Source organism: Paenibacillus xylanexedens (assembly GCF_007680605.1).
In the GTDB taxonomy this organism is placed as follows: domain Bacteria; phylum Bacillota; class Bacilli; order Paenibacillales; family Paenibacillaceae; genus Paenibacillus; species Paenibacillus xylanexedens_B.
In genome coordinates, this window is the sequence record NZ_VEIO01000005.1 from 166,998 (window position 1) to 180,275 (window position 13,278).

Genomic DNA, 13,278 nt, shown 5'->3' on the forward strand with positions numbered 1-13,278 from the left:
ACTTTTTCTCGAAAAAACAGTCTATTAATAGAAGGGTATGCTAGGCATCATGCTACGAGACTGTCGCTAGACAGAATCTATGTGATATCTAAGATTCATATACAAGATGGGAGAGACGTTTCGAACATGCTGGGGAAACATGGGAAACAGCTGGAAGGCGTTAAGTACAATAAGGCAAAGAAATGGGCAATTGTAACACTGGCAGGTGTGATCTGGATTGCGCCTGTGATGAATGCAGGTGGACAGATGTGGTCAGGGACTTCGTGGCAATCCGTAGCCGCGGCGGCATCGACGAATACGAGCAAGCTGGGCGAAGAGATTTTGACTTCGGGTGCGAAGCTCATGAAATACAGATATACGACAACACGTTCAGGTTCGAAGGTAAATGTGCTTGCCGATGTGATCCAGGTAGACTTGCAAAATCCATACGTGAAACTGGATGTAATGACAGGCAAGGGAAATAAATTAAACAGTAAACAAAGCACGGGCGGTATGGCGAAGGAAAACGGCGCAGTCGCTGCGGTGAACGGGGATTACTTTAACGTATCTGGAGAAATGTCACCGATCGGCGGTCAAGTCTCTGACGGTGTATTGGTGTCTACACCATCCGAACTGAAAGGGATGTACGCCCTCACTGTAACCAAAGATGGCAAGCCAATGATTGACGAATATTCTTTTGATGGCACAGTAAAAGCGCAGGATGGTTCAACATTCGCTCTGCGTGGGATAAATAAGGAGGACTATACGGTTGAAACGGGAGCGGGTACATACAGCCATGCGAACTCCATGTATATTTATACACCTGCATGGACGTCAACCAAACGTCCAAATGATCCTTCCACCACGCCGACGGAGGTGCTCGTACAGAATAATGTCATCACGCAAATTTCGGATAAAAAGGCATTAAATATGACTGTACCGTCAGACGGGTATATTTTGCGTGCACACGGTACGGCGGCTACATGGGTTATGAGCCACTTGTCTGTTGGGCAGACACTGGGAGCAGATTACAAGCTGGTTGCCAAAACGACAGGACAGACGGTTGACCCGAGTAATCTGGAAATGATGATTGGCGGTCACACGATTCTGGTCAATGGAGGCAAAGCGGCTTCCTTCTCACGGGATATAGCTTCTTCGGGAATCGGAGGTGTTCGTGCCAGAACAGCAGTAGGGTACTCTCAGGATGGTCGATATGTGTATATTATTGCAGCTGAGAAAAACAGTAACAGTAGCGGCTTGTCTTTGACCGAATTACAGTCATTTATGACCAGTATCGGGGTATGGAAAGGCATGAATCTGGATGGCGGCGGATCGACGACAATGGTTACACGTCCACTGGGTGAACAATCCGCAAGTCTCACATTCAATACCGAGTACGGCACCGAGCAACGTCAAGTGGTGAATACACTTGGAGTGTTCTCAACGGCACCTGAAGGTAAGTTAAAAGGTTTTGCGGTGAGCGGCAACCAGACGTTGCTTGCTGGTCAGGAAGGTAAATATTCCGCGAAAGGGTATGACACGTACTACAACCCAATCGCGACAGGTAATATTCCATTGACCTGGAAATCCAGCAATAACGGCATTGTCAGCGTCAGCAACGGAACGATTAAAGGTGTGAAGCCGGGTACAGCAACGTTAACGGCTACAAGTAGCGGAGCGTCCTCTTCCATCAAAGTGACGGTGCTGGGTGGAAACGAACTGGCTTCCTTGACTGCCGGATCTGGTCTGGGCTCACTTCAAGCGGGAACTACAGTCTCGATTCCAGTGACAGCTACAACAAAGGGCGGACAAAGCGTGACGGTACCAGCCGATTCCCTGACATGGGAATTCATCGGATTTAAAGGAAAAGTGGCAGGTGACCAGCTGACGGTATCCTCTGTGAATGATGGAGCACAGGTTGGTTATGCAATCGGCCGATATGATGGTTACAGCACGGTGGTAGTACTCTCTGCAGCAGCAAGCGAGACGATCTGGGAAAATTTCGAAAACGCGAACTATCCGATTAACTTCACTACAAATGTGGCAGGGGTGACGGGGGCGGCCTCAGTCGTGGCAGGAACCGGTGAGAAGGCAGGCTCAAAGGTACTGCAACTCAGTTACGATATGACGGGTGGAACCGGTAAAATGTATGCTTATGCTCAACTGAACGGTTCAACGGGCAGAGACGTATCAGCAGCCGCAACGTCCATGTCGATGGATGTGATGGGTGACAAGAGCCTGAACTGGCTACGTGCAGAATTTACGGATGCTAAAGGCAAAACGGTATATGCCGATCTGGCCAAAGCCATCGACTGGAATGGATGGAAGAAAGTTAATGTTGACCTGAATGGACTGAACATCGCTTATCCGGCGAAACTGAAACGTGTGTATGTCGTGAATGTGGAAGATGGACAGGATGAGCGTGCGATGACGGGAACGGTTGCGTTCGACAACATTTCATTCACCATGCCTTCCAAATCCAGCGAAGTCGGATTGCCTACGGGTACAGCTTCACTAGTACTTGGACAGAAGTCTATGACAGTAAACGGGACAACAAAAACCATTGATGCAACACCGGTTCTTAAGAATGGAACTATGTATGTACCGATCAAACATGTACTGGATGCCTTTGGCGGACAGGCGATCTGGGACAGCAAAAATCAGCGGATTACAGTAATCCGCGGCAGCAAACTGATCGATCTGGTGGTAGGTCAGAAAGAATTTGTTCTCAATGGCAAAAGACAGAGCGCAACGGTTGCACCTTACGTAAGTGGAGGTAGGACTTTAGTCCCTCTCAGACTCGTTTCCGAGCAACTTGGGCTGACTGTAAAATGGGAACAGAACACGAAGACCGTTACCATCTCATCGTGATATGGTATGATATATACCGGAAACGATAGAAATGGAGTCGAACAAACGTGGATTTACAAGCCGATGCCATAGACCGCGTCATAAAAAACGCCATACAAGTCATGGAAAACAGCAAATATCAAATGTTTGAAATCATGGACTCCACTCGCGATGAGCTGAAGACGCTCAATGAGGAGCTCAAGTCTGTGCTGAAGGAAACGGCGGAAACGATCGAGAAAGTAGATCAATTGGAGCTGAATTACCGCCGTTCCCGGATCCGGCTTACAGAGGTGAGCCGCGACTTTGTCCGTTATTCGGAGCATGATATCAAGCAGGCGTATGAAAAAGCGACACAGCTACAGCTGGATCTGATGATTTATCGTGAGAAGGAAATGTATCTAAAGGCCCGTCGGGATGATCTGCAGAAGCGTGCCAAAAATGTGGAGGCTTCTGTAGAGCGTGCCGAGACGATTGGTTCGCAGATGGGCGTTGTGCTAGAATACTTGTCAGGAGAGCTGGGTCAGGTGACCCGGATCATCGAGTCTGCCAAGAATCGACAAATGATTGGTTTGAAAATAATTTTGGCCCAGGAGGAAGAGCGGAAACGTATTGCCCGCGAGATTCATGACGGGCCTGCGCAGATGCTTGCCAATCTAGTGCTTAGGACGGAAATTGTAGAAAGAATGCTCATGAAGCAGGATTTTAAGATGGTTCAGGCCGAAATAGTAGATTTGAAAGGCCAGGTTCGTTCAAGTCTTGAAGAAATGAGAAAAGTTATATTCAATCTGCGTCCTATGGCACTGGATGATCTGGGATTGATTCCAACGCTTCGAAAGTATGTGCAGGATTTTGAAGTAAAAACAAAAATCCGGTCGCTTTTTGAAACAAGAGGTAAGGAACATCGTCTCTCATCTGCAATGGAGGCCGCAATCTATCGTCTCGTGCAGGAAGGTCTGTCTAATGCTGCCAAGCATGCTTATCCCACATATGTTGTCGTAGAAATTACATACCAGGCTCAGCTCGTCAAAATTGTCGTTCAGGACAATGGGCTTGGGTTCAAACCGGAGCTTCTTGCCAAGAAAAGCAAGGATCACAACCACTTCGGTCTGATCGGGATGAGAGAACGGGTTGAACTGTTAGAAGGAAGAATAGAGATTGAATCCGCAGAGAACCAGGGAACCAAAATAGTCATTCATATCCCGACAAACGTGGATAAGGGAAAGGAGTAGCAGGATGGAAAACCGTGATACTGGAAAAACATCAATTAAAGTTCTCTTGGCTGATGATCATCAGCTGTTCCGAGAGGGCTTGAAACGCATTTTAAATATGGAGGACGACATTGAGGTCATCGGGGAATGTGGCGATGGCATTCAAGTGCTCGAATTCTGTAATCAGGATAAACCCGACATCGTTCTGATGGACATTAACATGCCTGTAGAGAACGGCGTCGAAGCTACTGAGAAACTGCGCGAGCTGTTCCCGGATGTAAAAGTTATTATTTTGTCCATTCATGATGATGAAAGCTATGTATTCGAAACACTCCGTAAAGGAGCCAACGGATATTTGCTGAAGGATATGGAAGCAGAGTCGCTGATCAACGCGATTCGTTCTGTTCATGAAGGTCATGCATTTATTCATCCTAAAGTAACGGGCAAACTGATTATGCAACTTCGTCGTATGACGTATCTTAACGAAACAGGTGCGATGAGCGAAGGCGCTTCGAAGGAAGCAGGCGTTAAATTTGTTGCTGGAGACAATAACCCGCTGACACGTCGTGAAGCTGAGGTATTACGATTGATGGCCGAGGGTAAGAGCAACAAGATGATTGGTGAATTTTTGTTCATCAGTGAAAAAACAGTTAAAAACCATGTCAGCAGCATTCTGCAGAAGATGGAAGTGGACGACCGTACACAGGCCGTTATTAACTCCATTAAATATGGCTGGGTTACGCTCTAATTCTTATAATTGTTTGACAGGTATCTACTCGCGCCATATCCAGTATGGATTGGTTTGCGGGTTGATGGACTTTATCACTGTACATGAACAAAGTGTAAGGATGCTCTGAACATTGGTTCAGGCGAGCACCGACGGGGTGTTTGGCTGTAACCCTTCGGAATACGCTGCATATACTGCGGTATACAGGGATGTTCGCCATGGGTGAACATGACCTTCCGAGGAGGTGCAGTTGCCATGGTTGCTCATCTGACTATGATTCTGCTCATATACTTCCTGGCGGCAATGGCCGTTCATCTTATGCACCAGCGCCATACTTCCCGCCCGGAGTCCGAAGGCTTCGAGCAGATTTTGCTCATTCCTTCCAATCAGGTAGGACGGATTGAAGGCATCATTCGATCACTTTGTCTGGAATTATTATATCGTGGCAAGAGCTTTACATTAACGGTGGTCGCCGAGCAACAAGAAGCAGAGACGATAACCATTATTGAGAAGATGATGCAAAGGCAAGGCATGGAGCTGTCTTATCTGCCTGCTGTGCCAGCAGAACTTGAACATACCGGGCAGAGGAATGGTAACTATCGCCTCATTGATCTGCGTAGGTCCAATGATGAAGCCGGGTGCAGGTAATCCTAACATTTTACACGTTTGCAGACGTTGATATGCCGATTCGATATGAGAAAGATTACAGCTTGATGCTGTAATCTTTTTTTTGTAATTGTAGCCAAGTCTGCCTTTAAATTGAATATGGGTTTTATTGCAATCTATGGTTAAAGACTGGATTTATCACTTCGGATGTCGCTGAAGAAGCATTTTGAAGTCAGAAGTCTTAACTTAAAAGTATAGACTGATAAAACTGGAAAAAGTTGCGCATATTCAATGGAAAAATTCCAAATTTTTAAGGGATCGGGAGTGAAGCCAATGTTACATTGACGATTAGAAAATAAAACCATATACTTGATTTATATGAATATTCAGGATGAATGGAGCCGGACTCTTGAAGAAGTACTTATTTTGCAGTAGCTGAAGAAACAGGATACGGTGAGACTGAAATTCGAAACGCTTTAGAAAATGATGAAATGATCAAATTTATATTCAATCAAGCATTAATGAGTAGAAAATTTGTGTTATAAGGAATGGACATGAAGCACATGCTCCGACGAAGACGTCGGTTTAGCATGTGCTTTTTTATTTTTCGGATACGAACAAGGGGAGGGAAGACGCGATGCAGGTTGGGGTTTACGTGTACCGGGCGGAGGAAAAGTGGGATATGGTCATGTCTCTCGACATTCAGGTTGATGTCATGTGGTGGCTTGAGGGCATGAGTGGACGGCATGTGAAACAATGGTTGGTATTAAGCATGCTTCTTCCGTTAAGTCAGGCTTCTTGGCTGGTAGATCAATTCGTACCCGAGCCTAGCATGGATATGTGGCGTATGGAGGCGTGGCAAAGCTACTTGAATACAAAGCTGGACTTGTATGAGCATCTCTTGGGTGAAATAGAGGCAAGGAGAGCGTTGGCCGAACAGGCGGAAGCGGGAAGATGGAAGAATGGAAGTAGATTGGACATAGGGGGAAATGATAAAAGGGGAATAGGAATAGGAATAGGAATAGGAATAGGAGAGTGTACAGAACTAGAAACAGGGACGCGAAGAGGAATGGTGGCGGGAGCGTGTTCGGGACTAGATGAAGGGAGAGGGACAAGTACAGGAACTGGAATAGGGACGCGGAGAGGAACTGCGGCTACGCTTGAAGCTAGGGTGGGCGGGATGCCGAAGCCATATCCCGCCGAGTATTGGGCTCAGCTCGAGCAGTGCGCAGCTCTGCTGGCGGAGCGGATGAGTGGCCGCCAATTACTGGCGGCCGAGGCCGAGGCGCTGCTGGCGGCGGAGCCCGCCATGCCGCCAGGGGGCTGGCGCGCGGCTGCGCAGCTCGCGCGCTTGCAGGGGCGGCTGCAGATGACAGCCGCCCTCGAAGGGCCCGCCACGCGCCGCCGGCTCGCGTGGCTCGGCCGCGCGCGAAGCGCGCCCCGCTGCCACCGCTGTGGCAGCGAAGCCCGGCAGCGCGTGCCCTGCGCTGCCTGCGGCCTGGCGGCGTGCGCCTACTGCGAGGCATGCCTCGCGCTAGGGCGCAGCCGTGCTTGTGCGCTGCTGCTACGCAGTGCAGCGCAAGGGGCCGTGCCCGCACGCGGCGAAGCATCGCGTGGCACGGCCCTGGCCCCCACCGGCGGCGGACTCGCCCGGTGGGGGCTAAGCGCAGCGCAGAGCGCGGCAGCAGCCGCGGCGCTCGCGTTTTTGGCCCGGCCGCCCGCAGGGGATGGGCCGGGGCGGTTCTTGCTCTGGGCCGTGACCGGGGCCGGCAAGACGGAAATGATATTTCCACTAATCCAGCGCACATTGGATTATGGCGGACGAGCGCTGGTCGCTACACCACGCAGGGATGTCGTGCTGGAGCTGGCTCCGCGCCTTGCCAAAGCTTTCCCGGACACCTCGCTCGCAACGCTCTATGGCGGAAGTTCGGAGCGCTGGAAAGACGCCCAGCTCACTCTCGCGACCACACACCAGCTCATGCGTTTCTACCAAGGTTTTGATCTGGTGATCATCGACGAACTTGACGCGTTTCCATATCATAACGATCCCATGCTGGCTCATGCAGCAGCATCTTGTTGCAAACCGGAGGGGCATTTTATTTATTTGTCCGCTACGCCGCCAACCCGTTTGCAACGTGAGGTTGCTTTGGGCAAGCTTGCTCATGCCAAAGTGCCTGTCCGCTTCCATCGACATCCGCTACCTGTACCGCGGCTGATCAACATGCCTACTGTGGCGCAATGCATCAAACGCAAACAACTTCCAGCTACCATCGTGAAGAGCATTCGTACCTCCTTGCAACGTGATGCTCAGGTGTTTGTTTTTGTAACGCGTATCGCCCAGATTGAGGCCTTTGTGCACCTGATGCGCCGGAATTTTCCTGCGATCTCAATTGAAGGCACTTCATCGCAGGATGCGGAGCGGGCCGCCAAAGTCATTGCATTTCGGGAACGCTCCATCCGCCTGCTCGTGACAACCACCATCTTGGAGCGAGGCGTGACGATCCCGCGTAGCGATGTGTTTATTCTGGATGCAGACAACGGACTTTTCGACGAGGCTTCGCTCGTACAGATGGCAGGCCGGGCAGGGCGCTCCTTGGATGATCCGGCAGGCCGTGTCGTATTTGCCGCATCCCGCCGTACCCGATCCCAAGTGAAAGCTGTATCCCAGATCCGCAAAATGAACGCTATTGCCCGCCGCAAAGGTTACCTGCAACCGCCAGTTTCAAGATCATAATCATCATTACATCAACATCATCAGCTGAGCTTGAAAAGGATCACTGTAGACTAATCGTTTATGCGAACAATGATTTACGCCAGTATCTACCTTCAACCAAAACCATTACACTGCTTCACAAGAGCACTAGTGCTCGTCGCACATGCTAACCGAACGTGTATTACATACTTTATGCTTGATACGTCGTATTTTTATTCGTTAAGAAAGGAGAAGCGCCTTATGTTCAGTTATATTTCTCATCTCTTTGAGCGTATTCAGCGTTTAAGCGGACAACTCCATAAGTTACTTGGCCCGCCGGGTTCACCATGTTTGACCTGTGGAACCCGTGCGGTGTTGTCCTCACGTTATCCTGGGATATGCCCGCGTTGTGTACAGCAGATTCCATGGATTCGTTCGATCCGTTGCCAGCGCTGTGGGCGTGGTGTAGGGTGCCCTGACTGTGTGCGCCCGCATATGCAGCATCGCTCTTTCTTCTGCAATCGTAGCGCCGTCCAGTATAACGATTTAATGAAAGATTGGATAAGCATGTACAAATTTCGAGGCTATGAGCGCTACGCCCCGCTACTAACTGCTATGTTAACTCAAGCTTTTCAAGCGATGAGTGAAGAACTGACTCTGATATGTGAAAAAGAAACCAGGAATCCGCTATGGCGACCGGATGCGGTCACGTATGTGCCTGTGAGCGACGAGCGCCTGGCCGAACGCGGCTTTAATCAGGCGGAGCGTCTGGCAACAGGGCTTGCCATCGCCGCTGGTTTGCCCTGTGTTGATCTGTTGCAACGCCAGATCAACACAGGGAAACAAAGCTTCAAGTCTCGCGCGGAGCGGTTCGAGACGATGAAACATGCTTTTTCTATCAAGCTTGATGAATTTGATTTCAGTCTGCTCAGGAATTACAGCGAGCCGTTTAAATTACTTTTAATTGATGACATCTACACGACCGGAAGTACGTTAGACGCTTGTGGGCATGTCATTTTACATGCCGCAAATAAAGCCGACGTAACGTTGGAAATTTATACACTCACATTAGCGAGGTCTTGAGGTTTTCATGTTATTTCACCCTAAATAGTTAGGGGAAACTGTGAAGTAGATATCAGAAGCTAGGATAACCTTGTAAAATGGGGGGTTCAACTTTAAAATAGATTTCATATTTACGCAATCTAAACCATTTTATATTTGTAAATAAGCTATGGACTTCATATGAGAAAATAAGGTAATGTATAGATACTATCTAGTCGGAATAGGAAGTTTGAGAGGGGAGTTTTAGCGATGAATTTAGGGAATTGTCCTCGTTGCGGCAAATTGTATGCATTGAATTTTCGTGATGTGTGCTCGAACTGTATCAAGGAAATGGAGCAGGAATACCAGATCTGTGTAGACTATTTGCGCGAGAATAAAGGCGCCAACATACAGGAATTGTCGGATGCGACAGAAGTCTCAATCAAAACCATCACGAAGTTTATCCGAGAGGGACGGATTTCCATCGAAAACGCCCCGAATATGATGTATCCTTGTGAAGTGTGCGGAATGCTGATCCGTGAAGGCCATATGTGCGATTCCTGCCGTACTCGACTAACGAAAGACTTGGCTGGGGCAGCTCGTGAAGTAGGTCAGAAGGATAACAACCAAGTAGGCGGACGAACCTACAATGCCGTCGACAAACTGCGCAATTCATAGGAACGTGGTCTTAAATACGAATAATGCTATAACAAATGTTTTGAAACGTACCGATAAACTTATTAAAGATTATCGGTTTTTTTTATTATCCTACTCATTTCGAACACATAAAGATAAAGAAAGAAATACGTATATCAACGAAAAAAACAGGTGAAAGGAAGTGCACTTCGAATGAAAATCAATGAACCGAGTCGAATTGGAGCCATCAATTCATATCAGAGGAATGTTGAATCCAATCAGCAGGCTGAGACCAAGAAAAGCCGCCGCAAGGATGAAGTATCCATTTCTCCGGAGGCGATGAAGATGCTTGAAGAACAAGGACGTACGCAAGATGCAGGACGGTTGCAACGGATTCAGGAGTTGAAAGAGCAGGTAAGCTCGGGAACATATCAGGTAGACAGTAGCAAGCTTGCTGACAAGTTGCTACCGTATTTCAAGTCTTTTGATAAGGAATAGGTGATTATGTAATGGCAGCACTGGACAGATTAATTGCAGTTTTAGAGCAGATGGAGCAAAGTCACCGTGATATACTGGCGCTCAGTCAGGTTAAACGAGAAGTTATCGTCAAAAATGATGTAGACCAGCTTATCGCTATCATGAATAAGGAATCCAAGTTTATGAAGCAGCAGGAGCCGCTGGATACAGAGCGACTACATGCTGTTCACGAACTGCTTCAGGAGCGTGGCATCAAGTCGATGCTGAACCTGAATGTTACCGAGATTTCCAAGCTGATCTTTGATCCGGCTGACAAACAGCGGTTGTTTGAAGTCCAGAAGAAGCTGGCGGGAACATTACAAGAATTGAAAGATATTAATCAACTAAATCAGAAGCTGATTGAGCAATCGTTAATGTTTATTGATCTATCGATGGACATGTTTGCTTCGAGGCCTGAACAGGATGCAACTTATCAGCATCCTGCTGATAAGCACGGCAATCCAGGACGAATCGGTCTGTTCGACACGCGTGCCTGATTAAATAGGGGGAAACCAGGTGACATCTACATTTCATTCAATCGAAACGGCTAAACGCAGTTTGTTTACACAGACGGCCGCTCTTAGCACAACAGGTCATAACATAGCTAATGCTAATACAGAAGGGTACTCACGTCAGAAAGTAAATATGCAAGCATCCATACCAATGGAGCCGTTTGCATTTTTACATAGTACATCGCCAGGTCAACTTGGAACAGGGGTAGAGTTCGACTCGATTACCCGTGTTCGCGAGAAGTTTCTGGATGACCAATATCGTAACGAAAATACCAACTTCGGAAGTTGGTCGATTCAACGGGATACGCTGGAGAAACTCGAGGCAATTGTGAACGAACCCTCGGATACGGGCTTCCGGACGGTTATGGATAACTTCTATAAATCATGGTCTGATCTAAGCAAAAACCCGGAAGATGTTACGGCTCGCCGAATTGTTAAAGAAACTACACTGGCTCTCACCGACGCCATGAACCAGATTAGTCGCCAATTAGACTCTCTGAGTCAGGATCTGGACAGTAACATTGCGGTGAAAAGTAATGAAATTCAGGGTTACCTGGGTAACATTGCGAACCTGAACAGTGCAATCGTGAAGGTTGAATCCCTTGGCGATAACGCAAACGACCTGCGTGACCAACGTGACTTAATGGCAGACAAGCTGTCCAAGATTATGAATATCACCGTGACGGATTCACCACAAGGTTATCAGATTCAGATGAATGGACAAGAGCTTGTGACGGGTGGAGCGGTTCAAGCTACGGTAGATTCAGCATTTTTAAATAATGCTTATACAGCGGGTACGCTCACGAACGGTGAAGTTCACGGAATGATCAGATCCAGAGATACACTGGTAAGTGATTACCGTAAACAAATGGATGATTTAGCGAATACGCTGGCTAATGGTGACATTGAGATCACGATACCTGCTGGCTCTGTGCTACCAAATAATACTGTCTTGGATGGTGTTACATACACGGGAGCAGCACGGACATTGGCTAGTGATCTTAAGGTGACTGTCAAAGGTTTGAACGGGTTGCATCAGCTTGGTTATAGCATGGATGGAAGCAATACTGGAGGATTGCCGTTCTTTACAGCGGCCGGGGGCGGTACCGCGATTACAGCCGGGAATATCTCCTTAAATGCCGAATTATTGGCTGATCCGAACAAAATTGCAACATCGCTTCGAACAACAACCAATGCGTCTGGTACAGAGACCGTGATTAAAGGGAATAACACACTCGCTCTGATGCTAGCAAACTTGAAAGACACACCGATGAAATCAGCTGACGGTTTGCGCAACGCAACCATTGGTGCGCAATTCAGTGCTATTGTAGGACAGCTGGGCGTACAGTCACAGGAAGCTGCACGTCAGACATCCAACTCGGAGTTTTTGGTACAGCAAGTGGATACGCGTCGTCAATCCGTCAGCGGAGTATCTCTGGACGAAGAGATGGGAAATATGATCAAATACCAGCATGCCTACAGTGCATCAGCACGTTTTATGACCACATTCGATCAATTGCTTGATAAATTGATCAACTCTACGGGTACAGTGGGCAGATAATCGAAGGGAGTGACATAACAGATCATGAGAATTACAAATAACATGTTGGGTTCACAACTGCTAATGAACTTGAATCGGAATGCTCAGCAAATGAATACCACCCAGACTCAACTGGCAACAGGCCGCAAAATTAATAAACCTTCAGATGATCCGGTAGGTATCACGTACTCCCTCCGTTATCGTGCAGAGCTTTCGTCCAACGATCAGTACCAAAAAAATGTAGATAGTGCTATCTCTTGGCTGGAATTCAACGATACCGTAATGAATCAGGCAGGCAATGTAGTACAACGTCTACGTGAACTTACAGTCCAAGCCTCTACTGGAACGAACCCTCAGTCCGCAATGGATAGTATTAATGAAGAGGTTAAACAACTTAAGGAACAGCTTATTGATATCTCGAATAGTAAGCTTAACGGGAAGTACATTTTTAATGGCGAGACGTATGACGTCAAACCTTATGACTTTCCTTCTAATCCCGACGGTACTTTAGATACAACCAACGCTGCATCCGTCGTGACGGATAACGGGAAAATTAATTTCATTGTAGGCGAGAGCGTGCAATTGCCGATTAACGTAAGTGGAAATGAAGTTTTTGGTTCGGAAACAGAAGAGGACAACTTGTTCAAAATCGTGAACAATGTTATGAAAGCTCTAACTGAGGGGAATCAAAAAGAATTATCGAATCAGTTAGATCTTATCGACAGTCGTACAGACAAAATGCTGGCTATTCGTTCGGAGATCGGTGCCAAAACTAACCGTGTCGATCTGATGATGGGACGCTTGGATGATCTAGGTATTAATCTCACTGACTTGCAATCGAAGGTTGAAGACGCTGATATCGCAGAGTTGTCTATGAAAGCGAAAATTCAGGAAAATATCTATAATGCATCGTTGTCTGTAGGTGCTAAAATAATCTCGCCATCATTGGTAGATTTTCTGAGATAAAAGGG

The 13,278-nt window shown here is 47.6% G+C and carries 10 protein-coding genes and 1 pseudogene; all 11 read left to right on the plus strand.

The features are described from left to right. Nucleotides 1-126: 126 nt before the first annotated feature. The 11 genes and pseudogenes from FS818_RS21355 (at nucleotide 127) to flgL (ending at nucleotide 13,273) form a co-directional block, all read left to right on the plus strand. Nucleotides 127-2,850 carry a stalk domain-containing protein gene (locus tag FS818_RS21355; RefSeq protein ID WP_145334495.1) on the plus strand — a complete coding sequence of 908 codons (2,724 nt, stop codon included), beginning with the start codon at nucleotides 127-129 and terminating at the stop codon, nucleotides 2,848-2,850. 47 nt (nucleotides 2,851-2,897) lie between these two features. Continuing rightward, a complete protein-coding gene (locus FS818_RS21360; RefSeq protein WP_090922925.1) occupies nucleotides 2,898-4,058 on the plus strand; it encodes a sensor histidine kinase in 1,161 nt (386 codons plus the stop codon). 4 nt (nucleotides 4,059-4,062) lie between these two features. Further along, nucleotides 4,063-4,785, plus strand: coding sequence for a response regulator transcription factor (locus tag FS818_RS21365; RefSeq protein WP_063567747.1), 723 nt, complete (start codon nucleotides 4,063-4,065; stop codon nucleotides 4,783-4,785). 207 nt (nucleotides 4,786-4,992) lie between these two features. Then, nucleotides 4,993-5,412, plus strand: coding sequence for a hypothetical protein (locus tag FS818_RS21370; RefSeq protein ID WP_222128835.1), 420 nt, complete (start codon nucleotides 4,993-4,995; stop codon nucleotides 5,410-5,412). 1,201 nt (nucleotides 5,413-6,613) lie between these two features. Further along, a pseudogene (locus tag FS818_RS29595) lies at nucleotides 6,614-8,104 on the plus strand (helicase-related protein); the annotation flags it as partial. A gap of 453 nt (nucleotides 8,105-8,557) precedes the next feature. Then, nucleotides 8,558-9,145: a ComF family protein gene (locus tag FS818_RS21380; RefSeq protein ID WP_260989940.1), complete on the plus strand. Its 588-nt coding sequence runs from the start codon at nucleotides 8,558-8,560 to the stop codon at nucleotides 9,143-9,145. Nucleotides 9,146-9,373: 228 nt separating this feature from the next. After that, the gene (locus tag FS818_RS21385) at nucleotides 9,374-9,781 is read left to right on the plus strand and encodes a TIGR03826 family flagellar region protein (protein ID WP_123065335.1); all 408 of its coding nucleotides are present in this window, start codon (nucleotides 9,374-9,376) and stop codon (nucleotides 9,779-9,781) included. 171 nt (nucleotides 9,782-9,952) lie between these two features. Further along, nucleotides 9,953-10,237 (plus strand): flagellar biosynthesis anti-sigma factor FlgM, encoded by a 285-nt coding sequence (gene flgM / locus FS818_RS21390; RefSeq protein WP_123065336.1) that lies wholly within the window; start codon nucleotides 9,953-9,955, stop codon nucleotides 10,235-10,237. Between the two features lie 11 nt (nucleotides 10,238-10,248). After that, nucleotides 10,249-10,752, plus strand: a complete 504-nt coding sequence (locus FS818_RS21395; protein ID WP_145334503.1) for a flagellar protein FlgN — start codon at nucleotides 10,249-10,251, stop codon at nucleotides 10,750-10,752. A gap of 19 nt (nucleotides 10,753-10,771) precedes the next feature. Next, nucleotides 10,772-12,328: a flagellar hook-associated protein FlgK gene (gene flgK, locus FS818_RS21400; protein ID WP_145334505.1), complete on the plus strand. Its 1,557-nt coding sequence runs from the start codon at nucleotides 10,772-10,774 to the stop codon at nucleotides 12,326-12,328. Between the two features lie 24 nt (nucleotides 12,329-12,352). Beyond that, nucleotides 12,353-13,273: a flagellar hook-associated protein FlgL gene (gene flgL, locus FS818_RS21405; protein ID WP_145334507.1), complete on the plus strand. Its 921-nt coding sequence runs from the start codon at nucleotides 12,353-12,355 to the stop codon at nucleotides 13,271-13,273. Nucleotides 13,274-13,278 lie beyond the last annotated feature (5 nt).

Excerpts from the sequence above, each read along its gene's own strand:
- flgL (WP_145334507.1), top strand. The coding sequence starts at position 12,353 with ATGAGAATTACAAATAACATGTTGGGTTCACAACTGCTAATGAACTTG.
- flgM (WP_123065336.1), top strand. The coding sequence starts at position 9,953 with ATGAAAATCAATGAACCGAGTCGAATTGGAGCCATCAATTCATATCAG.
- FS818_RS21370 (WP_222128835.1), top strand. The coding sequence starts at position 4,993 with ATGACCTTCCGAGGAGGTGCAGTTGCCATGGTTGCTCATCTGACTATG.
- FS818_RS21355 (WP_145334495.1), top strand. The coding sequence starts at position 127 with ATGCTGGGGAAACATGGGAAACAGCTGGAAGGCGTTAAGTACAATAAG.
- FS818_RS21380 (WP_260989940.1), top strand. The coding sequence starts at position 8,558 with ATGCAGCATCGCTCTTTCTTCTGCAATCGTAGCGCCGTCCAGTATAAC.
- FS818_RS21365 (WP_063567747.1), top strand. The coding sequence starts at position 4,063 with ATGGAAAACCGTGATACTGGAAAAACATCAATTAAAGTTCTCTTGGCT.
- FS818_RS21385 (WP_123065335.1), top strand. The coding sequence starts at position 9,374 with ATGAATTTAGGGAATTGTCCTCGTTGCGGCAAATTGTATGCATTGAAT.
- FS818_RS21395 (WP_145334503.1), top strand. The coding sequence starts at position 10,249 with ATGGCAGCACTGGACAGATTAATTGCAGTTTTAGAGCAGATGGAGCAA.